Genomic DNA, 22,863 nt, shown 5'->3' on the forward strand with positions numbered 1-22,863 from the left:
CTACGCGCGCCCGCCCTGCATCTTCCGGTAGACGCCCACCACCAGGCCCAGAATCATCGTGGAGCGGAACTCCGTCCGGCTCACGTAGATGGGCTGCATGGTGGCGTTCGCCGGCTGGAAGCGGATGCGCTCGCCTTCCGGGTAGTAGCGCTTCACCGTGGCCTCGTCCTCGATGAGCGCCACGACGATGTCGCCCGGATTGGCCGCCGGCGTCTTCTTCACGAAGAGGTAGTCGCCGTCGTGGATGCCGTCGTCGATCATCGACTGGCCCTTCACCCGCAGGGCGAAGACCTCCCGGCCATTCACGCCGCCCAGGAGGAAGCTGTCGATCTTGACCGAGTCCTCCATGTGCTCCTGCGCGAGCAGGGGCGCGCCGGCCGCCACCTTGCCCAGCAGGGGGACCTCCACCATGCCCGCGTCGCGCTTGGCCCCCAGGCCCAGCAGCAACCGCGCTCGCTTGGTGGGCACCAGGGAGCGGCTCTGCTGCTCGCCCCGGTTCAGGTAGCCCTTTCGCTCCAGCGCCTTCAGGTGGTCATTCACCCCGTTGGTGGAGCGGATCTCCATGTGCTCGCCAATCTCCCGGATGGTGGGCGGGAATCCGCGAGTCTCCGTCTCCTTCACGATGAAGCTGAGAATCTCGCGCTGGCGGTCCGTCAGCTCTTCCATGCGCTCCCTCGCTCGGCCGGCCTGATTCCCTTGGGGCAGGTCCCCAGGCAACAGGCTTTCAGTGTCCACTTTCCCTGAACATACGTGTAGAGTCAATCTGTTCAGTGTCCCCCGTGCGCACCCTCAGTGTGTGTCGAACTTTTCGGCATTCTCAGTTCTTGAGGGCAGTCGATGATCTCGACGTACAATTCCGCCTGCTTTGTCCGAGCTCCGCCACACGCTGCTCTTCGTCGACGATGAAGCCGACGTCCTGGACATCCTTTCGCGGATGTTCCAGCGCCGGTATCGCGTCCTCACGGCCTTGAGCGGTCAGGCCGCGTTGGAAGTCCTACGTCGCGAGTCAGTGGACGTGCTCGTCACCGACCAGCGGATGCCGGAGATGACGGGCATCGAGCTGGCGGCGACCGCGCGCGCGGAGGGGTTCGACGTCACCACGCTGTTGTTGACGGGCTTCACCGACCCCGATGACCTGATCGCGGCCATCAACAAGGGGCAGGTGTACCGGTACATCACCAAGCCCTGGGACGTGAACGACCTGCTCATCACCGTGAAGAACGCGGTGGAGTACACGCAGCTGCGGCGGGACAAGGAGCGGCTCATCCGCCAGCTCCACCAGCGCGTGGAGGCGTTGTTCGTGCTCTACGAGGTGAGCCGGGCCAGCGCGAATGATCCGGCCAGCTACGACAACATCATCGACCGCGTGCTCATCGCCGTGGCGCGCGTGCTGCCGTACGACTGCGGCGCGGCGCTCATCGCCCCGGACGAGTCGCGCAGCGCGACGCTGCGGCTGCGCTGTCACGGCACCGTGGGCGAGCAGGCGCTGTTGGGCGTGAAGGAGTCGATGCTCGGCGCGTACCGCAAGAGCAGCGGCCTCTTGTTGCCGGAGGACCGGGTCATCACCCGCGTGGCGGGGACGACGACGCAGGACGCGGCGGCGCCCGCCGTGTACCCCAGCCAGCTCACGGTGAACCTGGTCGCCGGTGGACGTCCGGTGGGCATGCTGTCGCTGTTCAGCCAGCGCGCGGACGCCTTCACCGAGGACGACGGCGTGCTGCTGGACGTGCTCGCCAACCAGACCGCGGACGCCATCCAGTCCCTGCGCTCGGCGGAGGAAGAGGCCCGCCACCGCATGGAGCGGATGGTGGAGTCCATGGCCGACGGCGTGGTGCTCACCGACGAGAAGAACGACATCGTCGTGATGAACCCGGCGGCGCGGCGGCTCTTGCGCGTGGGGGATGACCCGACGGAGCACACCAGCCGGATGATGGAGGAGCGGCTGGGCTTCCAGCCCTTCCACCTGGTGCGCGGCTGGGAGTACAGCGGCACGCAGGTGCTGCGCGAGGAAGTGAAGCTCTTCGACCGGCACGTGCAGACGACCACCACGCCGGTGAGCGATGCGCGCGGCACGCTGCGCGGCGTGTGCGTGGTGCTGCGCGACATCACCGACCAGAAGCGGCTGGAGGAGCGCAAGGACGAGTTCGTCTCCATGGTGAGCCACGAGCTGCGCACGCCGCTCACGTCCATCTCCGGCGCGCTGGACCTGGTGCTCAACTTCATGGCCGGCGACATCAACGAGCGCCAGCGCCGCTACCTGTCGCTGGCCCGGGATTCGACCGAGAAGCTCAACACCATCGTCGACGACCTGCTGGACTTGTCGAAGTTCGCCAAGGGCCGGCTGCGGATGAACTTCGAGGTCGCCTACCTGGACGAGCTGGTCCAACGGGTGGTGGAGAAGTACGGGCCGGCCTTCGGTGAGAAGCGCGTGCAGGTGACGCCGGGGCTGCCGCGCCATCCGCTGCGCGTCATCGCCGACCCGAACCGCCTCAACCAGGTCCTCAACAACCTGCTCAACAACGCGGTGAAGTTCACCCCGGAGGGCGGCGAGGTGCGCGTGGAGCTGCACGCCACGTCCAGCCTCCCCGGCTACGTGGTGCTCTCCTGTTGGAACAGCGGCGACCCCATCGCCGAGGACAGCCTGGAGCGCATCTTCGACCGCTTCGAGCAGGCCCGCACCAAGGCCAACCGCACCGTGCGCGGCACGGGCCTGGGCCTGGCCATCTGCCGCAACATCGTCGAGGCCCATGGTGGCCGCATCTGGTGTGAGCCGTGCGCGGACGGCGTGCGCTTCATGGCGGTGCTGCCCACCGAGCCGCCCCCGGAGCTGCGTCAGTCCGACGATGCGGGTGAAGCGCCGGGCCCCCGACGCCGCGAGAGCCGGGGCCGGGTGCTGGTCATCGAGGGCGAGCCGGAGGTCGGCTACATCGCCAAGGCGCTGATGTCCGCGCGTGGCTACGACGTGCGGCTGGCGTTCAACGCGGAAGACGGCATGGCGAGCGCGCGGACCTACCATCCGGACATGGTGCTGGTGTCCGTGCGGCTGCCGGACGTGGACGGGCTGCGGCTGGCGGAGATTCTCCGGCACGACCCGGAGACGCGGCGCGCGCCGCTGCTCCTCTCGTCAGCCTTCGACGAGCGCCAGCGCGCCTTCCGCGCCGGGGCGGATGCCTTCCTGGTGCGCCCGCTGATGCCGGACAAGCTGCTGGCCACGGTGGACTCGCTGGTGCGCGGTCGCGCGGGCCCGGCCCATGGCCGCGTGCTGGTGGTGGACGACGACGTGAAGATCGCCGCCATCTGCCGCGAGGTGCTGGAGAACATCGGCTTCGACGTGGTGGTGGCGGGCTCGCTGGAAGAGGGGCGCCGCGCCCTGCGTGAGCGCCGGCCGGACGTCATCCTGCTGGACGTGACGCTGCCGGACGGCGACGGCTTCCTCTTCCTGGAGGAGATCAAGGCCGAGCGCGCCAGCGGCCACATCTCCGTCATCTTCATCTCCGCCCGCGCGGAGACGTCCTCGAAGGTGCGCGCCCTCAAGCTGGGCGGCGACGACTACCTCACCAAGCCCTTCGACGCGTTGGAGCTGGGCGCCCGGGTGGAGAGCGTGCTGCGCCGCAAGGAGCAGGAGCTGTCGGCCTCTCCGACGACGCAGCTTCCGGGCTCCACCGCGATTGAGCGCGAGGTGCAGCGGCGGCTCGTGGCGCGGCGGCCGTTCGCGTTCTGCTACCTGGACCTGGACAACCTCAAGGCCTACAACGACTACTACGGCTTCGCGAAGGCCGACGGCGTCGTGCGGCAGACGGGCGACTTGATGCGCGAGATCTTCGCGCAGGAAGGCCTGCCCGGAGACTTCCTGGGCCACGTGGCTGGAGACGACTTCGTCTTCATCGCCGCGCCGGAGTCGGTGGACCGCGTCTGTCAGACGGCCATCGAGACCTTCGACCGCATCATCCCGCTCTACTACGACCGGCAAGACAGGGAGCGGGGCCACATCGAGGCGGATGACCGCTACGGTGAGCGGCGGCGCTTCCCCATCATGAGCGTGTCCATCGTCGCGGTGATGACGGACGGCACCCAGGACCACGCGGAGCTTGCTCGCCGCGCGGCGGACATGAAGAAGCGGGCCAAGGCCATCCAGGGCTCCGTCTATCTGCGCAGTGACCGGGAGCAGGTGGTACGCTCCGTCGCCGGGTGAGGCTCTACCAGCAGCTGGTCCTGTTCATGCTCGCCGCGACGGTGCTGCCGCTCGCCGCGGTCGGCTTCCTGTTGCTTTCACGCGCCGAGGCGGAGCTCGCTGCTCGCATCGACGCGGAGCAACGCACCCAGGCTTCCGCCGCCGCCGAGGCCGTGGGCGCCACGTTGATGGAGGTGGTGGACGCCCTGGCGCGCTCCGCCGAGCTCATCGACTGGCAGGCCGCCACGGAGGCGGAGACGGTGGGCGGGCTGCGGCTGCTCTACGGACAGTCGTCGGCGGTGAGCGCGGTGCTGAAGCTCGACGCACAGGGCCGTCCGCTGGGCACGCCCGTGTTCCAGCCGCGAGGCGTGGAGGGCCACCCCGCCTTCCAGGTGGACGGGCTGACGCGGATGGTCGACTCGGTGCCCGTGCAGCAGCTTCGCGGCGGCGGCAAGGGCCAGGCGGCGCTCGGCGGCGCCTACGTCCATGCGGAGAGCGGGCGCGCGGCGGTGGCCGTGGCCGTGAAGCTGGCCGAGGGCGAGGATGCGCCCTTCGCGCTGGCGGAGATTGTCTTCGAGCCGCTGGAGGAGGCGTTGCTTCGCCGTCCCCAGGGCGCGCTGGGCCGGGTGGACCTCGTCGACGAGGACCGGCGCATCCTCGCCAGCTCGGAGCCCGCGCGGAGGATGACGCCGCTGGCCCGGGAGCTGGCCGCGCATCTGCTGACGCCGACGGCCCCGGAGCCGGACCTCGTCCGCAGCTTCCGCGTGGAGGGCCCGCCCCGGCGCGTGAGCGTGGCCCGGGTGGCTCGGGGCCTGCGCTTCGACGTGGTGGTGGAGGTGGACGAGGCCACCGCCCTGGCACCGGTGCATGCCATGCGGCGCACGGTGCTGGCGTCCATCGGCGGCGCCTTCTTCGTCCTGCTGGGCCTGGGCGCGCTCTTCACGCGGCGGCTCAACCGGAGGCTGGACGAAGTCGTCCAGGGCGCGGAGGCCTACGGGCGCGGAGAGCTGAGCCGGCGCGTCAAGGTGGAGGGACAGGACGAGCTGAGCGAGCTGGCCACCACCTTCAACCGCATGGGCGAGGAGCTGGAGTCGGCCCGCGCGAGGATGCTGCGGTGGAATGACGAGCTGCGCGTGCGTGTGGACGAGGCCACGAACGAGCTGCGCGGCGCTCAGGCCCAGCTGCTCGAGGCGCAGAAGCTGGCGGCGGTGGGACAGCTCGGCGCGGGCGTGGCGCACGAAATCAACAACCCGCTGGCCGGTATCCTCGGCAACGTGCAGCTGCTCATGCTGGACCGAGGCTCGTCGGACCCGGACTTGGAGACGCTGCGCAAAATCGAGCACAGCGCCAAGCGCTGCAAGGAGATCACCCAGAACCTCCTGCGCTTCTCCCAGCAGCGCGAGCGCGCGGACATGCGCCCGGTGGACCTCAACGCCGTGGTGCGCGACGCGCTCAGCCTCACGGAGCACCAGATTCTCAGTGACGGCGTGACACTTGCCACCCAGTTGTCGCCAGGCCTGAGTCGCGTTCGCGCCGACCCGGGGCACCTGTCCCAGGTCATCCTCGCGCTCTTGTCCAACGCGCGCACTGCGATGATGAAGTCGCCCACGCGGCGGCTCACCCTGCGCACCGGCCAGCGCGACGGCCGCACGTTCCTGGAGGTGGAGGACACCGGCAAGGGCATCTCTCCCGACATCCGCCCGCGCATCTTCGAGCCCTTCTTCACCACGAAGGACGTGTGGTCCAACGTGGGGTTGGGGTTGAGCGTGGCCTGGCGCGTCGTGACGGAGGCGGGTGGGACGCTCACTGTTCGCTCGGAAGTAGGGCAGGGGGCCTGCTTCACCGTCGAGCTGCCGAGGGCCTGAGCATCCCACTCCGGCTGTGATAGCTAGAGGGACTCCATGGCTGAGCCTCGCCCCTCCCGGCGCCAGACGCCGTTCTTCATCGGCCTCGCGTTGATCCTCGCGGCCCTGCCGCTGGGGTGGTTCGTCTTCTTGCGCCAGCCGCCTCCGCCACCTCCTCCTCCCGCCCCGCTCGTGGAGCCGGTGGCCGCGCCCGTCGTGCCCAAGGCGATGGAGCTGGAGCTGACCGAGGTGACGGGCACCGTGGAGGTGAAGGAGGGCGATGGCACCTGGCGCAAGGCCTCGGTGGGCATGGCCCTGCGGCGCCACGACAAGGTGCGCACGGATGATGGCTCGTACGCAGTGCTCATCGGCGGCGAGGCGGTGGAGTTCCGCATGGAACCGGGCACCGAGGCGTCCGTGGAGTTGCTGACCGCGTCGGTGTCCCGCATCTTGCTCGCCGACGGTATGGCGACGGCCGTCGTGCGTCCCGGCAAGCGCCACACCTTCGAGGTGAAGGCCGCGCAGAGCGACGCGGTGGCCACCCTGCACGAAGCCGGTGCCTTCACCATGAGCAACAACGGCCAGGGCACCGTGGCCGTCGGCACGCGCGAGGGCGAGGTGACCCTGCTCGGCCAGGGCAAGGTCGTCATCGTCCGCGCGGGTCAGCAGTCCGTCATCCGTCCCGGTCAGGCCCCGTCGGAGCCGGCGGCCGTTCCCACCAGCCTGCTGCTCAAGGTGGACTGGCCCTCCGAGCGGACCCGTCGCGAGAAGGAGCTCGTCGTGAAGGGCCAGACGACGCCCGGCAGCCGCGTGCAGGTGAACGACGTGCGCGTGCTCGCCGACGCGGACGGCCGCTTCGAGCGCAAGGTGAAGCTGCGCGAGGGCTCCAACACCGTGGATGTGCGCGCGGTGGGCGTCGGACGTGTCGAGCAGCGCGAGAAGGCCGAGCTCATCGTCGACACCCGGCCTCCTTCGCTGAAGACCGACCCCAACATCTGGAATCAGGCAAGCGAAGCATCTCCCTGAACCCAGGAGCATGCGGGCAAGCGGTCGGCTTGACCCCTGGCAGGGGGTCTCCCTAGACTCTGAACCACAGTCGTTCCTGTTCAAGGGCAATCCTGGCCGAAAGGCTTGGTGCGCAAAGCCGCGGGGCCTGAAGTCCGGCCGGCCGTGACCGCCGTGGGAAGCACGCTCCGGGGAGCATTCCGGACCCACTGCGCCTTGTGCGGGCCATGGGTCTGTCGTTCCTGAGTCCCCCCGGGAAGGTGGTTTCAAATGCTGCGCGCTCTCGCCGTTGTGACGTGCTTGCTGCCTGCGCTGTCCCCCGCCTCCCCTCAAGTCGGCAGTCTCACCGGGTCCGCCAAGGTGGTGAACGGCGGGCCCGGAGACCAGACGGACCCTCACGTGAGCGGGGCCCTGGTCGCCTACACGAGCGAGTCCGGTGGCACGAGCGAGATTCGCTACCACGACCTGGTGTCCGGAGTGGACGAGGCCATTCCGAACAACGGTGCGTTCGACTTCGTGTCGGATATCAGCGGAAGCACCGTGGTGTTCACCCGCGTCAGCACCTCCAGCGCCATCTACACGTTCGAGGTGGGCAAGGCGCAAGCGCCGGTGGAACTGGCGCCCCAGGCGGGCAGCAGCCGACGGGCGGCGGTGATTGGTGGCCGCACCGTGGCGTGGCAGGACTTCGGCTACACCGGCAGCACGCTGGAGCCGGAGATCGCCCTCTTCGATCTGGACCAGGGCACGCTCACTCGGCTCACGGATGACCGCATGCTGGACCGCACGCCTTCCGTGGCCCCCGATGGGAAGACGGTGGTCTGGGCCAAGTGCGATGCCCAGGGCCAGCACTGCGACATCTGGCAGGCGCGCTGGGCCGGCAATGGCTTCAACTCGCAGGCGCTCACCGGCAGCGAGGGCGAGGAGTCACAGCCCGACACCAACGGAGACATCGTCGTCTACGCCAGCACGCGCACGGTGGACGGTGTGTCGGACCGGGACATCTACTGGAAGCCGGTGAATGGTGGCACCGAGCAGCGACTCGCGCTGCCGGGGCTGGACGCGAATCCCAGCATCAGCGGCTCGTTGATTGCCTTCGAGCGCAAGGACCCGGCGAAGGGCGACTTCGACATCGCGCTCTACGACCTGGACACGCAGACGCTCTACATGCTCACCCAGTCGCCGGAGAACGAGAACCTCAATGACTTGAGCGTGTCCTCCGACGGCACCGTGCGCGTGGTGTGGACGGTGGCGGAGAACGGAGACTTCAACGTGCGCTCGTTCACGTTCAAGCTCCCGAGAGATGGCCCGTGCGAGGACGTGACGCCCTCGGCGCCGACTCGGACGGCGGAGGTGGTGTGCACGCAGCCTGGGACGACGCCGCTGCTCGCCGCGCTGGAAGTGGCGCGGACGACGGGCCAGCCCAATGCGGTGTCGCTCGGCTTCTACGGCCGGGGCGCGGGTGTGATGTGTGTCGACAACGGGTACAGCGGCGAGCGCGCCACCTCCGGCTGGGTGTGGCTGGACGGCGCTGAAATCGTCGACCCGTCCCGCTTCAAGCCCACCGTGTCGCTGGTGGCTCGCGACGTCACCCTGGATGGCAACACCTGGCTGGCCGCGCTGATCTCAGGAAATCCCGGAAGCTCCTTCCGCATCCGCATCTACGGCACCGCGTCCGAGTGCGGTGTGACGCAGCCGGTGGCGGGGGAGGAGCGCATCCCGGGGCACTACGTGGCACCCCTCACGCTCGAGGTGGGTGGGGTGTCATCCCTGACCTTCGTGCCGCTGAGCGACGAGCGTGGAGCAGGCTGTAGCGCGGGTGGCACGTCGGTGGCGGCGGCGGGACTGGTGCTGGTGGCGTTGTGGCTGGCGCGACCCCGGCGAGTCTCGGTGGTGGTTTCGCGGAAGGGGCTTCGGCGAAGAGGACGGGCCCTGTAGACTTCCTGGCGTCCTGAAACATTTTCCGCTCCCCGCCATTCTATTGCTGTGCGTGTGTGCTTCGGCCAGAGCCGACACACTGGAGCTGCTTGGGCCGTCGTCCGCCGTGACGCCAGAGGGTTTCCCCGTGGCGGTGGTGCGCAAGGATGCGGCCGGAGTGCCCGTGCCGCTGGTGGGCACTCCCACCGTCACCGCGGAGGGCGCGGAGCTGCATGAGGGACTCGCGCAGCCTCCGCTTCGCACCTTCGTCGTCGTGCCTCGCGCGGGGGCGCGCGACGTGTTGGTGCGCGCGCGCGTGGATGGATTGGAGGCGCAGGCTCGCTATGTGCTCGGGCCTCCCGCCACCGAGGTGAAGCTGGGGTTGGAGCCCGCCGCGCCAGTGAAGGGCCGCGACAAGGAGGCGGTGCTCACGGTGAGCATGCTGCGGCCGGATGGCACGGCCGACGACAGCGGCGCGCCGCCCGTGGTGCGAGTGAGCACCGGCCGGGTGGAAGGGTTGGAGCGTGTCGCACCTGGAATGTATCGGGCGCGCTACATCCTCCCGGACACGCGGCATCCCGAGGTGGCCATCCTCGTCGCGTTCTCCGCGTGGCCCAGTCCGCAGTCCGTGCACGGGGCCTACGGGCGCGTGCTGGTGCCGCTGGCCGCGTCGGTGAACCTGCCGGGCACGACGGAGCCGGACGCGCGCATCTCCATCGACATCGCCGGCGCGACCTTTGGTCCGGTGACGGCGGGCGCGGATGGCCGCTTCCGCCTCCCCATCGTCGTGCCGCCGGGACATCGCTTCGGCCAGGGTCGCGTGGTGGACCGGGCGGGCAACGCCAAGCGAGAGAACATCGACTTGAACCTGCCTCCCACCGACGGGCTCGCGTGTGTGTTTCAGCCGCAGCGACTTCCCGCGGATGGTGTGTCGCGGGCGCGGCTGCTGTGCGCGACGAGCGACCCGCTGGGCAAGCCGGTGGAGGACGCGAAGGTGACCGCGCAGGCGCGTCGGGGTGTCCTCAAGGGCCCGTCGCGCGCGGCGGGCGGCATGCTGGAGTGGCTCTACACGGCGCCTCGGACGCTCGGCGATGACGAGCGAATCGAAGCGGCGTGGCCTCAGCGTGGCGCGGGCTCTCGCGAGGTGCTGGCGCTCCAGTTGATGCAGGGACCGGTGACGGAGCTGTCCATGTCCGTGTCGGAGTCGCTGGTGCATCGTGGTGCCCAGGCCCAGGTGACTTTGCGCGCGCGGGATTCGCTGGGACGTCCTCGCCCCGGCGCGACGTTGTCTCTCGCCGCACCCGAAGGGGACTTCACGCCGCCGGTGGAGTCCGCGCCCGGCGACTTCGCGAGCGCCTGGCAGCCGCCGGTCTCCGGGGGAGAGGAGCAGGTGACGCTGAGCGCGCGGGCGTGGGGACCGGTGGGCAGCGAGCCGGCGCGCATCGCCGTGTGGCCGCGTGGAGGCGTGCTGTACGCGGGCGTGTCGGACCTGGCCGGGCTGCCGGTGCCCTCGCAGCCGCTGCGCCTGGATGGACACGAGCTGACCACGGGTCTGGATGGCACGGTGTCCCTCGGGACGTTGTCTCCGGGCGCGCACCTGGTGGCGCATGGCCTGTGGACGGGGCTGGTGCGCACCGTCCATGTGCTGGGTGGCGAGGGCCTGGCGTATCCGCTGGATGTGCCGCTCGTGCCCGAGGCCGTCTCGCAGCAGGTGCGCCTGGCGCCCGAGGTCCCCGTCAACGTGCGGCTTCGCAGGGAAGGCACGCGCGTGACGTACTGGGTGGAGGACTCGCGCGGGCGCGTGCTGGAGGGGCGCGCGGTGCATGTCGCGCTGTCGGACGGAGCGCGTGAGGGCGAAGAGGTCCGCGAGGGACGCACGTCCTTCACGGTGCGCGCCACGCGTCCGGTGAGTGTCTCCGTGGCGGACGTGGCCACGGGTGTCACCGCGCTCGTCGAGGTGCGCCCATGAGGCGCTCGGGCCTGCTGGGTACAGGGCGTGTTCGTGGGCGTGCCCTCGCTGCTCGTCGAGGTGCGCCCATGAGGCGCTCGGGCCTGCTGGTGCTCGGCGTGCTGCTGTGCGCGGGGACGGCCTGGGGGCAGGGCGTGTCCATGGACGTTCCCTCGCTGGCCTCCACCATCGCCGGACGCGTGTGTCTGGACGTGGATGGAGACGGGCTCTGCGGCGTCGACGAGCCAGGTGTCGCGGGCGTGCGGCTGGTGCTGACGACGGGACGCGAGGTGCGCACCGACTCGCGCGGACGCTTCCACCTCACCGGGGTGGACTCACGCATGCCGGACGCCACGCGAGGACTTCACCTGCGCCCGGGGCGTCATCGCCTCAAGGTGGACCCGCGCTCACTGCCGGCCGCGAGTCAGGTGACTCCGGAGGCCGCCACGGTGGAGGTGCCCTGGGGCGCTGTCGTCCTCCAGGACTTCGCCGTGCGCAGCCGGGCCTCGGATGCGCCACCGCTGGAGCTGTCCTATTCGCGGGTGCCGCCCGTGGCGGACGTGGTCTCCGGCGAGGGCGCCGTGCGTTTCCGGGTCGCCGGACGGGCCGCCGTGGGTGACCGCGTGCGCATCGGTGGAGTCGACGCGGAGGTGGATGCGAGCGGAGGGTGGAGCGCTTCGGTTCCCCTCATCGCGGGTGACAACACGCTGGTCCTCCAGGCCACGGCTCCGGATGGCAAGGTGCGCGTCTCCCTTCAGCATGTCGATGTCGTGCGCCGCGCCGAAGGCTGGCTCGTGGTGCCGAGGCCCCTGGTGCTCCTGGGCGCGTTCCAGCTCCCCGCCGCGCGTGACGAGGCCGCGGCCAGCGGAGTCACCCGGCTGAAGGTGGAGGCCCCCTCGGGGACCGCCGTGCGAGGTCCCGAGGGCGAGCCCTCCGTGGTCGACGCCGACGGCCGCGTGGAGGTCCCCGTGACACTGGCATCGGGGAACAACCGCGTGTCGCTGATGCTGACGCCGCCCGGTGGCTCCGCTCACGAGGTGGTGGTGGACATCCTCGCGAAGCCGAGGCCGTTCGCCGTGGGGTTGCTGGACGTCGAGGCGAGCTTCGCGCCGGCGGACAGCGACTTCCAACTCCGAGGCCGAGGCTCCGCGCATGCGGAGCTGCGCCTGGGTCCGGTGGACGTGGTGGGCGAGGTGGACCTTCGCGACACGGATGGCCACACGCTGCGCGGCGCCGAGCTTCCAGACTGGCTGCGTCCTCGCGTCCCCGAGCGCTTCGACCGCGTGGCGGACCCGGACTTCTCGCCGGAGGAGTGGGGCGACGACTCGGTGTCGCTGACGCCGAACTCCTCCGAGGCCCGGCTCCGGGCGGAGGCACGTCACCCCGACTACGGCCGCGTGGGTCTGGGCACGTACCGCGCGCTGGTGCAGGACCGTGAGGTGGGCCGCTACCATCGTCCTCTCTTCGGCCCCTATGCGGAGCTGACCACCTCCAGCGTGAAGGGCCCAGGGCTCCGCGCGGGTGTGGATGCGTTTGGCGGCAGCCTCACGGATCCGACGCGAGGGCTCTCGGCTGTTCCCGCGCACGAGGAGCTGCGCGCCACGGGCGGAAGCCTCTTCTACCTGGGCGCGGTGTCGGTGGCGGAGGGCTCGGAGCTGCTGCGCGTGGAGGTGCGCGACGGAGTCACCGGGCTGCCGCTGGCCGAGCGCCACCTGGTGCGCGGACGCGACTACGACATCGACTACTTCGCGGGGCGCATCCTGCTGTCCCGGCCGTTGTCGTTCCTCGCCGGTGACACCTTCCTGCGCACCGACATGCTGACGGAGGCCCCGGAGCCGGTGCTCGTCGTCGACTACGCGGCGCTGCGCACGACGGGCACCGAGGACTCCGGTGGCGGAGAGGTGTGGGCCGAGTGGCGCGGTGCGCGCGTGGGCCTGGCCGCGGTGCGAGAAGGTCGCGAGGGCCGTCCGTACACGCTCTACTCGGGCCGGGGCTCGGCTCGACTGGGCGCGTATTCGCTGGAGGCGGAGGCGGCGTCCAGTCGCGGCATGGCGGTGGACTCGGCCGTGTTCGGCGTCTCCGACGACGGCGGCCTGAGCTTCCTGCGTCCTGGCGCGGGGCTGGCGACGGGCGGCGAGGCGCTCGGGCTGCGCATGCGCGGACCGGGACTGTGGGGCGATGGCTCCGTGGATGCGTCCTATCGCTGGCGCGGACGAGGCTTCTCGGACGGCGCGCATCTGGACGCGGCGCGCTTCCAGCAACTCGCGCTGCGGTTGCGCCAGCCCGTGGGGCGGCTGCGGTTGTCACTGCTCGCGGATGGGAGGAACTCGGCGGACCCTCGTGAGCCCTTCGTGGACAACCCCTTCTCCGCGAGCACGGTGGGCGCGAGCGTGGGTTGGGAGGAGTCCACCTGGGGCGTGAGCGTGGAGGCGAGGGATGCCCGGCTCAAGGCGGCGGAAAGCGTGGGGCAGGGTGACGCGCTGACGGGTGGACGCACCTCCGTGGGCGTCGCGGGCCGCTACCGTCTGCTCGATGGCCTCTGGCTCCAGGCGTCGCATCGCCAGAAGCTGGCCCTGCATGGCGCGGGGCCGGGCCGGGTGGATGACACGTTCAGCGCGGCGGGCGTGGATGTGGAGCTGGGACGCGACACGCGCGTGGGTGTGCGTGGCGGCTGGGGCCCGGAGCTGGGGCCTCGTGCGTGGGCCAACGTGGAGTCACGTCGTGGCTCGGACGTGTACTACGGCGGCTATTCGGTGGACGTGGATGGGCCGGACTTCGGCGCGGGCCGGACGCTCACGGGGGCTCGCACGGAGCTGCCCGACAGCGGCACCGCCCTGTTCGTCGAGGAGGTGGGCCTGCATGACGCGACGTCCGTGCGGCTGTCGCGAGCAGTGGGGCTCCAGAAGACAGTGCTGGACGGCTTCAGCGTGGGGGCGCGCTACGAGCGCGGCGTGCGCAGCCTGCTGGATGTGAATCCTCCGCTGCGGCGCGATGCGGGCGGTGTCTTCGGCCAGCTGCTCTTGGCCCGACTCCGGCTGGAAGGCCGCTTCGAGCTGCGGAGGGAGAAGGGCACGCCGGAGCGCGGCGCGACCCAGCCGGTGGACCGGCTCCAGACGGTGGTGGCGCTGGCCGCCGAGGCGGAGCTGCTGCGCGACGTGACGGCTTCTGGCCGCGTGGACTTCGCGCGGACCCTCAACGAGGACGCGCTGGAGGCTCGCCTGCTCGAAGGCTACGCGGCGGTGGCGTGGCGGCCCGGCCCGTGGCTCGTGGTGGCTCGCTACGGTGTCACGCGGGAGCTGCTGCCGGGCACGCGGGCCGCGTTTGGCGACAGGGCCTTGCAGATTCTCTCCCTGCTGCCCGCGGTGCGCCTGGGCGACAGGTTCTCGGTGGCGGCGGGGCTGCACGCGGGACACAGCCGCCTGGAAGGCTCCTCGCGGTGGGTGTGGACGGGCACGGTGCGCCCGGCGGTCCGCGTGGTGGGCGGGCTGGAAGTGGCGGCGGAGCTGGCCCGTCGGACGGCTTCACCGGAAGGTGACCGACTGACAGCGGTGCGTGCGGAAGTGGCATATCGGATGGATGAGAAGCTCCGAATGGCTGTCGGGTACACACTGCTGGGCTTCAGCGGTTTGGGTTTGGGCTCCGAGTCGTCCGAAGATCAGGACCGGCTCTACCTCCGGGCGGAGCTCGCCTACTAGGAGTATCGCGTGCGCTCAGGCATCCTCATCTGCCTCTGTCTGGGACTCTCCACGGTGGCGTCCGCGGAGTGGAAGGAAGGCCTCACGGTTCCGGGAGAGCCGCGCGACGTCAAGGCGTGGAGCCCTGGTACCGTCGCCATCGCGCACTCCACGGGCGTGGAGCTGCACGTCAACGAGGAGCAGGTGGCCAACCGCAACCTGTCGCCCGCCGTGGGCACGTTGTATCTGAGGCCCTCGGGTTGCTTCGCGGGCGTGAACAACGACGGCGACATCTTCGCCCACAACAACTGCATCCCCCCCGGCCCCATCTTCCCCGTCCCGCCCACAGCCACGACGCTGGAGTTTCGCCGGGTGATGCAGACCGCGTCGGGAATCACCTACGCCGCCGTCGCCGTCGACACGAACGACTTCCTGCTGCTGCATGCGACCGCGGCCCAGACGGGCATCTTCCCATGGACCACCCGCGTCCTGGAGACCAGCGCGTTCAGCGCGACGTCGGTGATGGGCGTGACGGAGTCAGCGGGCGGACTGGCCCATGCACTCGTCTCCGTCACCGGCCCGCCCAACCTCCTCTACGTTCGAGGCGACAAGAGCGAGGCCTCGTTCAACATGAACAGCGCGCTGACGGCGCAGCCGCTCCAGACGGTGGACCTCATCCCCACGAGCGGGGTGTATCCCATCGCCCTGGTGGGCAATGGGGATGGCCTCTTCCGGGCGCCCCTCTCCGCGTCGCCAGCTCCCGGGGACTTCCGGCGCGTCACGCTGCTCGACGGGGGGCCGGTGAGCATCGTCTCCGTCGATGTGACCACCGAGCTGAGCACCGGCCTGGGGACGGGCTTTGGCCTCGCGGTGGGCACGCGCAATGGAGAGCATGTCGTGCTCGGCGCCGTGCCGACGGGAAGTGCCAGCGACTCCGGCACGACCTGGCGAATCCATCCCGCGTTCGCCAACTCGTCGTTGCCCGTGTCGGACCCGTTCGACCAGGTGTCCTGTGTGGACTCCACCTTCTGCGTCATCACCCTGCGCAACCAGGGACGGAACGTCATCTATTACCTCAACGCCGAGGCGCCGGTGTTCGGCGCGATTCCAGCGCCCGTCCTCATCGACGAGAGGACGACGCGGACGCTGGAGGTCACGGCGAGCGACGCGGACGGCGACGCGGTGCGAGTCTCCGCCGACGTGGGGGCGACGCCGTTGACGGTCAACGCCACGCCTGGCGTGGATGCGCTGTCGCTGTCCCTCACGGCTCCGGAGGTCTGCGAGACGACCACGACCCAGTTCACCGTGTTCGCCTCGGATGGACTCGGCACGAATGACCGTCAGGCCATGGTGACCGTGCGAATCGAGAACACGGAAGGCCCTGAAGCGCCCGGCGTGCTGCCGCTCCAGGGCACCACCACCGCGGGAGGCTCCCCGCTCGTGTTCTCCGCCTCACCGGGCGCCGGGCTCTGCGAGTCCGTGGACTACGTGTGGAGCGAGCCACCGGGCCAGCCGCTGCTGGTGACGGATGCGCAGGGCCGCTCGGCGACCTTCAATCCACCGGAGTTCGTCTGCTCCGCGACGGGCGCGCGCTACACGTACGAAGTCTGGGCACGGGACAGGGGCCAGAAGCCGTCCGCTCCCACGGCCTTCTCCGTGGAGGTGCGGCCCTGGGGCAAGCCGGCCGCGCCCTTCGCGCTGAACGCGGTTCGCCAGGTGACGACGGGGAACACCGTGGTGCTGAGCCCCGAGTCGCTCCACGCCTGTGCGGCCACGGTGGGGTTGCCGCGGGTGGAGACGGTGTGGCGGCTCCAGGGGGGCGCGGTGCCTCCAGGGCTCACGGTGAAGGACGCTGCCGGCAATCCCGTCGACTTCACCGCGCCCGTCACCGCGTCGGCGCTCCAGGTGTCGGCGTCGAACTGCGATGTGACGTCACTGACGTTGGTGGCGCGCAATCGGATGACCGTCGACGAAGTCGTGGTGGACGGGCCCGAGGCCTCGGTGCGAGTGGAGGCCCGGCCGGAGGCGGAGGACGTGTCAGCCGCGAGCCTCGACCTGACGATGAAAGTCACGGGTGCCCAGGACGTCGAGGCGACCCTGGGCACGTCGCTGCGCTGCCCCAGTGTGTACAAGCTCAAGGCGCGCATGTTCCTGGAGTCCGCCGACGGCGTGCGGCTGGCCTCCCAGGTGGTGCCCGTGCCGGGCGCGTGGCGCTTCCAGTTGCCCGCGGTCTGCTCGGCCACGACGTACACGGTGCGGGGTGAGCTCTTCTCCGACGCTGGCACGCCGGTGGAGGCGGGCCGCGCGCGGCAGACGCTGACCGCCGAGGCGCGGGCCGTGGCGCTGGGCGAGGTGGACGGTGAGGCGCTGGTGGCGCGCTGTGGCGAGGGCGCGAAGGCCACCCTCACGCAGCGGATTCCTCCCGACGCATGCACGGACGCAAACGTCTCCTGGTCTCAGGAAGGGGGCCCGGCGCTCACGCAGGACGAGCTTTCGGGCCTGGTCGTCACCGTGGCCACGCGTGAGACGGGCCTGCAGGAGCTGGTGGGGACGTCCGTCACCCTGCGCGTCACCGCCGACGCGGGTGGGGGTAACGCGGCCACTCGGGTGCACTCGGTGCCGATTGTCGCGGAGCCCTTCGTCGACGTGACGCACTCCACGGAGTCCGCCTCCGGCCAGGAGACGGGGCTGGTGGGCGTGGTGGTCGAGTTGAGCAACACCACGGACTGCGCCGTCACCGGCCTGCGCTACGTCGAGCGTGTGGAGGGGATGGAGCTGGTGCCCGGCAGCGTGAAGGTGGAAGGCGCGACGCTGGCGGAGCAATCCGTCGAGGGTGGCTTCCAGGTGGAGGGCGTGGCGCTGGCCGCGCACACGACGAGCACGCTGACGTACGTGGGCCGGCCCCGGTTGCTGTCGTCGCCGCGCTTCGCTGGTGAGGTGTTCCTCAACGGCGTGCCCGTGTCCGGTGCGGTGTCGCGCGAGCCGCCGTCGTCCTGTGGCTGCTCGCAGGGAAGCTCGGGCGCCGCGCTGCTGGGGCTGCTCGCGGTGGCTCAGTGGCTGCGCCGCCGTCGGGACGGCGCGCGGCGCTGACTCAGAGTCCGAAGGAGATGCGGTGGCGGCGGCTCGGAGTCTCCGGCCGCTCCTCCAGCACGCCGAGCAGCTCCAGGCCCCGCAGCGTCGCCAGCGCCTGTCGCTCCGACAGGTCCGTCAGCGCGAGCAGGTCCTCCACCGTCTTGCTGCCGTCCGCATAGGCCAGGAGCAGCGCCTGCGGCCCCTGCAGCTTCAGCTCGTTCAGCCCGTACGGCGGGTCGGCCGTGGGGAAGAGGCGACGCCCTTGCCCCATGCGCTGCCGCAGCACCACGAGCGTCTCCGTCTTCTCCACGCCCTCCAGCACCAGGTCGCCCGGGAACACGGACAGCTTCACCAGGTCCGCGCGCTGGGGCCTCATGGAGCTGAAGCCGTAGGCACCCTCCGTCCAGGTGAAGGTGGACCAGAGCAGCTCGCGGACCTGCTCCTCCAGGAGCTGTCGCCGCCGGGTCGCGTCCAGCAGGCCCTGGCGAATCATCGCCTCGCCGGTGCGCAGGCCTTCCTGTCGGGCGAAGGCGGCCACCTCCGCGAGCTTCTGCTCCGTGAGCACGCCCTTGCGGACGCAGAAGCGACCGAAGCGCTCATGGGCCAGGTTGGAGGCCGCGTACACGATGCGGCCGGACTCGAAGTAGACGACCTTGAGGATGGAGCCCTGCTGGAGCTTCAGCTCTCCGTGGTGACGCGCCTCGTAGTAGGCGTTGAGCAGCCGCGCCACGGAGGTGTCCTTCAGGTCTCCGCCGAGGGACCACTCGGGCAGCGTGCGCCGCGTCCTGGCCGTCGCGGCGGCGGTGGGCTGCGTGCCCGTCCACACCTTCTCCCGGTGCGCGAAGGGCAGCGGCAGGGCCGGCTCCGTGCTCTCCAGGCCGGGCAGCGGCGCCGAGTCGGGGATGGCCTGCATGGGCGCACTGGCCTCGCCCGCTTCGTCGGTGTCGGGGATCAACTCCTCCAGGACGATGAGGTCCGCGTCGTCGAGCAGCTCGTCCTGGGCCGCGCCGTCCTCCACGGGAGGTGCCGTGCGGGCCACGGGCTCCACGCCGCCGGCCTGCTCCAGGGCTTCCATCACCTGGATGAGCTCGAAGGGCTTCTCGAAGAAGGCCCGAGCGCCATGGACCTGCACGGCCTCCTGCGCGAAGCGGTCACCCTTGTACACACCGCTCACCGCGATGGCGGGGATGCCGTGGGCCCGCAGGGCGCCGAGCACCTCGCTGCCACGGATGTCCGGCAGCAGCAGGTCCACCAGCGCCGCGTCCCACTTGGAGCCGGGGCTGAGCGCCTCCAGCGCGGCCTCGCCGGTGTGCACGGCGCGCGCGTCATGGCCGCGGCTTTGCGCCGTGGAGACGATGAGGGAGGCCAGCTCGTGGTTGTCCTCGACGATGAGCAGTCGCGCCATGGGCGGCGGGACCATACCATCGCCCCCATGAACGTTCAGGGCTTCCACCATGTGGCCATCCAGGCGGAGGATATCGAGCGGGTGACGGCCTTCTACAGGGACTTGCTGGGCTTTCCCGAGCTCACCCGCCATCTGCGCCCGGATGGCTCCCTGCGGAGCATCTGGGTGGGCGTGCCCGGGGGCGGCTTCCTGGCCATCGAGGCGGCGGGCACGGCGCCGGAGGCGAGCCCCTTCCGCCACGAGCGCCCGGGCCTGCTGATGCTCGCGTTCAGAATCGCCAGGACGGAGCGGGCCGCGGTGGTGTCGGAGCTTACTCAGGCTGGAGTCCCGCTGGAGCACGAGACGCGGTGGACGGTGTACGTGAGAGATCCGGAGGGCAACCGGGTGGCGCTCAGTCACCACCCGGAGGACTAGGGGCCCCGGTGTGCGTGCTTGCGGAGCGGGATGGGGCGCGGCTACAAGCCGGACATGCGCCTGGGCGAACAGCTCCTGAAGGATGGCCTCGTCACCGCGGAGGGTCTCGAGGAAGCGTTCGAGGCGCAGGTGGTGCATGGCGGCCGGCTCGGGACGAACCTGGTGGAGCTGGGGCTGCTGTCCGAGGTGGACCTGGCCAAGACGCTGGGGACGCTGCACAACAGCGCGTTCGCCTCCGGGGAGATGGTGCCGGACCCCAAGGCCATGGAGCTGGTGCCCGCCAACCAGGCGGATGACAAGGAGCTGCTCCCCATGCGGGTGGATGCGACGCGCCTGAGCGTCGCCGTCGTCAACCCGCACGACTTCACGACGTTGGACGCGATTGCCTTCAAGACGGGCAAGCGCGTGGTGCCGGTGGTCATCCCCGAGTTCCGGATGAACCAGCTGCTGCGCCGCTACACCAAGGCGTTCCGTCCGCTGCGCGCCATCGACATGAACGCGGTGCGGCCCCGCCCGAAGCCGGGCTCGCAGGCGGCGGCGGAGATCGCCAAGGCGGAGGAGAAGCCGCCCGACCTGATGAGCGAGGAGGAGTTCCAGTCCGTCTACGCGCAGGCGCTGCGCGGTGGCGCGGACTACGAGGGGGACCTTGGCGAGGAGGAGGTCATCACCGGCGTCGAGGTGGTGGAAGCCCTCCCCGAGCTCGAGCCGATGCCCCTGCCGACGGCGCCCGTGGCCCGTCCGGTGGTGCCGCCTCCTTTGATGCAAGCGCCGCCTCCTGTGTCGCGCCCGGTGGCGCCGACCGCGCCGCCTCCGCCGACTCCTCCCGTGCAGACGGGCGCGCCCGTGGCCCCCATCGCGCCTCAACCCGTGGCCGCCGCGCCCCTGCCGCGCCCGCCCGAGCCGCCTCCCACGCCGCTGACGTTCGCGGAGGCGCAGGCGGAGCTGGCGCGCAGCCTGGACCGCGAGGACGTGGCGCGCACGGTGCTGCGCTTCGCCCTGGGCAAGTGGCGGCGCAACTTGTTGCTGTCGGTGCAGGGCAGCCTCGTCACGGGCTGGCACGGCATGGGCCCGGGGGTGCGCGAGGCCGCGGTGCGCCGCATCGGCGTGGCGCTCCGGGAGCAGAGCACGTTCCGGTTGGTGCGCGACACGCGCTCGCACTACGTGGGTCCGGTGCGCCGGGACGCGGCGATGGGCGTGTTCTACAAGCTGCTGGGTGGCGGCTTCCCGACGACGGCGGTCATCCTGCCGCTGCTGGTCCGCGGCAAAGTGGTGCATCTCTTGTACGTGGACAATGGGCCGGATCAGCTCACGCCGCCGGACGTGGGCGAGCTGATGATCCTCTCGCAGAGCGTGGGTCGCTCGTACGAGGCGATGATGAAGCGCCGCAAGAGCGCGTAGTCGTCATTCGGGATTCTGGGAGACGGTTCATTTGTTCGGAGTCGCCGCGATGTCGTGGCGTCGCTGGGCCGGAGGCGTTCCGGGCCTGTGACGGATGCGGATTCACGGGAGCAATGCGTGGAACAGGATGGCAACCAGGGGACCGTACGGCAGGACGCTCAGCTTCGAGCCCTCCTGGCCGCGATGGAGGCCGCCAACCGGGGCGACTTCTCGAGGCGAGTGCCTGTCCAGGGCACGCACCTGCTCATGGATCAACTGGCGGAGACCTTCAACGCGGGGGCGGAGCGCCTGTCGTCCCTCACGCGTGAGGTGGCTCGCGTGGGCCGTGAGGTGGGCGTCGAAGGCCGGCTGGGTGCGCGCCTCGACGTGGCGATGTCCGAGGGTTCGTGGCGGGAGCTGGGCGACGGGGTGAACGTGCTCGCCGGGAGTCTCTCGACCCAGGTGCGGGACCTCATCCGGGTGAGTGGCGCGGTGGCGCGGGGCGACCTGTCGCAGATGCTCACCACGGAGGTCCGGGGCGAGTCGCTGGAGCTGAAGAACATCGTCAACGGGATGGTGGAGCGACTGACGACGTTCGCCAGCGAGGTGAACCGCGTCGCGCGTCAGGCGGGCGTGGAGGGTGGGGCGGAAGCCGGGCACTCCGGCGTGTGGAAGGACCTCAACGACAACGTGGGCTTCACGGAGAAGCTCGCGCTGGCCTCGCGGCACAAGAGCGAGTTCCTGGCGAACATCACCCACGAGCTGCGCACGCCGCTCAACAGCCTGCTCATCCTCGCGAAGATGTTGTCGGAGGATTCGGACCATCGCCTGGGGCCGAAGGAGGCGGAGTACGCGCGGACCATCCATGCCTCGGGCGTGGATCTGCTCAGCCTCATCAACGACCTGTTGGACTTGTCCAAGGTGGAGGCGGGGAAGCTGCACGTCGAGCCGGACGACGTGCCGCTCGCGGAGGTGAAGGCGCTCATCGAGCGCGACTTCCAGCATGTCGCCGAGCATAAAGGCCTGGGCTTTGGGGTCTCGCTCGCCAGCTCGCTGCCTCCGACGTTGCGGACGGACTCCTCGCGGCTGCGGCAGGTGCTCAAGAACCTGCTCTCGAACTCCTTCAAGTTCACCGACACGGGGCGGGTGGAGCTGCGCGTGGCGCTGATGGCTCGGGGGTTGTTCCACTTCGAGAGCCCCGTGCTGAATCGCGCCGAAGGGGTGCTGGCGTTCAGCGTCGTGGACACGGGCATCGGCATCGCTCAGGACAAGCTCCAGCGCATCTTCGAGGCGTTCCAGCAGGCGGAGCCGGGCACCAGCCGCAAGTACGGGGGCACGGGCCTGGGGCTGTCCATCAGCCGCGAGCTGGCGCACTTGCTCGGAGGAGAGCTGCACGTCGCCAGCGAGCTGGGGCGGGGCAGCACCTTCACGCTCTACCTGCCCGATGTCTACGTGGGGGAGGCCCAGGCCGCCGAAGGCGAGGCGGGTGGGCCCCGGTATTCCGCGCGGGCAGGGGAGTCCATGGTGGAGCTCTCGGCGGCCGACATCCCCGCGTTCGCGCGCGACGAGTCGATGCGTGGCGGTTCTGGGTTTTCGTTCCTGGAAGAGGCAAGGGCGTCGGGAGCGCTCGGTGAGGGTGCCCCGCGACGTCGCGTGCTCGTGGCGGACGACAACATCCGCGAGGCGTTCTCGCTCATCAGCGTGTTGGAGTCGCGCGGCCTGGAAGTCCTCCATGCGGAGAGCATGGGCGAGACGCTGCGTGTCCTGAGGGAGTCGCCGGAGGTCGATGGCCTGCTGCTGCTCATGCCGATGACTGACGAGGGCTACGACGTCCTGAGGACGCTCCGCGAGGACGCGCGCTTCGGGGGCGTGCCCATCGTCGTCGTCACGGCCTCACTGAGCGATGACGAGCGGGCGAAGTGCCTGGATGCGGGGGTCAGCGACTGCGTGACGCGTCCCCTGGACGCCGACCGGGTCCTGGAGCTCCTGCGGCTGGAGCGCCGGGAGTAGTCACGGCACACCCGCGCGGCATCGCTTCG

The 22,863-nt window shown here is 70.4% G+C and carries 12 protein-coding genes; 10 read left to right on the top strand and 2 right to left on the bottom strand.

Annotated elements, in window-relative coordinates:
• Nucleotides 1-666, bottom strand: coding sequence for a transcriptional repressor LexA (lexA, locus tag ACN469_RS13370; RefSeq protein ID WP_498767782.1), 666 nt, complete (start codon nucleotides 664-666; stop codon nucleotides 1-3).
• A gap of 199 nt (nucleotides 667-865) precedes the next feature.
• On the opposite strand from lexA, the gene ACN469_RS13375 reads away from it, so the two are divergent.
• The 7 genes from ACN469_RS13375 (at nucleotide 866) to ACN469_RS13405 (ending at nucleotide 17,646) form a co-directional block, all read left to right on the top strand.
• Entirely contained in the window at nucleotides 866-4,192 is a 3,327-nt protein-coding gene (locus ACN469_RS13375) for a response regulator (RefSeq protein WP_498767784.1), read from the top strand.
• Nucleotides 4,189-6,036, top strand: a complete 1,848-nt coding sequence (locus tag ACN469_RS13380; RefSeq protein WP_498767786.1) for a sensor histidine kinase — start codon at nucleotides 4,189-4,191, stop codon at nucleotides 6,034-6,036. Before ACN469_RS13375 ends, ACN469_RS13380 begins: the two co-directional genes overlap by 4 nt.
• A gap of 36 nt (nucleotides 6,037-6,072) precedes the next feature.
• Nucleotides 6,073-7,041, top strand: coding sequence for a FecR family protein (locus ACN469_RS13385; protein WP_498767788.1), 969 nt, complete (start codon nucleotides 6,073-6,075; stop codon nucleotides 7,039-7,041).
• 249 nt (nucleotides 7,042-7,290) lie between these two features.
• The gene (locus tag ACN469_RS13390) at nucleotides 7,291-8,955 is read left to right on the top strand and encodes a TolB family protein (protein ID WP_498767790.1); all 1,665 of its coding nucleotides are present in this window, start codon (nucleotides 7,291-7,293) and stop codon (nucleotides 8,953-8,955) included.
• Between the two features lie 43 nt (nucleotides 8,956-8,998).
• Nucleotides 8,999-10,903: a hypothetical protein gene (locus ACN469_RS13395; protein ID WP_498767792.1), complete on the top strand. Its 1,905-nt coding sequence runs from the start codon at nucleotides 8,999-9,001 to the stop codon at nucleotides 10,901-10,903.
• A 68-nt stretch (nucleotides 10,904-10,971) separates the two neighbouring features.
• The gene (locus ACN469_RS13400) at nucleotides 10,972-14,577 is read left to right on the top strand and encodes a flagellar motor protein (RefSeq protein ID WP_498767794.1); all 3,606 of its coding nucleotides are present in this window, start codon (nucleotides 10,972-10,974) and stop codon (nucleotides 14,575-14,577) included.
• A gap of 9 nt (nucleotides 14,578-14,586) precedes the next feature.
• Nucleotides 14,587-17,646, top strand: a complete 3,060-nt coding sequence (locus tag ACN469_RS13405; RefSeq protein WP_498767796.1) for a hypothetical protein — start codon at nucleotides 14,587-14,589, stop codon at nucleotides 17,644-17,646.
• Nucleotide 17,647: 1 nt separating this feature from the next.
• On the opposite strand, the gene ACN469_RS13410 is transcribed toward ACN469_RS13405, so the two are convergent.
• On the bottom strand, nucleotides 17,648-19,048 hold the full coding sequence (locus tag ACN469_RS13410; RefSeq protein ID WP_498767798.1) for a DUF4388 domain-containing protein: 1,401 nt from the start codon (nucleotides 19,046-19,048) through the stop codon (nucleotides 17,648-17,650).
• A 12-nt stretch (nucleotides 19,049-19,060) separates the two neighbouring features.
• Between ACN469_RS13410 and ACN469_RS13415 the strand changes: the two genes are divergently transcribed.
• From ACN469_RS13415 to ACN469_RS13425, 3 genes are all read left to right on the top strand, one after another.
• Nucleotides 19,061-19,447 (top strand): VOC family protein, encoded by a 387-nt coding sequence (locus tag ACN469_RS13415; protein ID WP_498767800.1) that lies wholly within the window; start codon nucleotides 19,061-19,063, stop codon nucleotides 19,445-19,447.
• Between the two features lie 54 nt (nucleotides 19,448-19,501).
• Nucleotides 19,502-20,845 carry a GspE/PulE/PilB domain-containing protein gene (locus ACN469_RS13420; protein ID WP_498767895.1) on the top strand — a complete coding sequence of 448 codons (1,344 nt, stop codon included), beginning with the start codon at nucleotides 19,502-19,504 and terminating at the stop codon, nucleotides 20,843-20,845.
• Nucleotides 20,846-20,962: 117 nt separating this feature from the next.
• Nucleotides 20,963-22,834, top strand: a complete 1,872-nt coding sequence (locus ACN469_RS13425) for an ATP-binding protein (RefSeq protein WP_498767802.1) — start codon at nucleotides 20,963-20,965, stop codon at nucleotides 22,832-22,834.
• The last annotated feature ends 29 nt before the right edge of the window (nucleotides 22,835-22,863 follow it).

Origin of the sequence: Corallococcus terminator (genome assembly GCF_049194865.1) — a bacterium.
Classification (GTDB): Bacteria; Myxococcota; Myxococcia; order Myxococcales; family Myxococcaceae; genus Myxococcus; species Myxococcus terminator_A.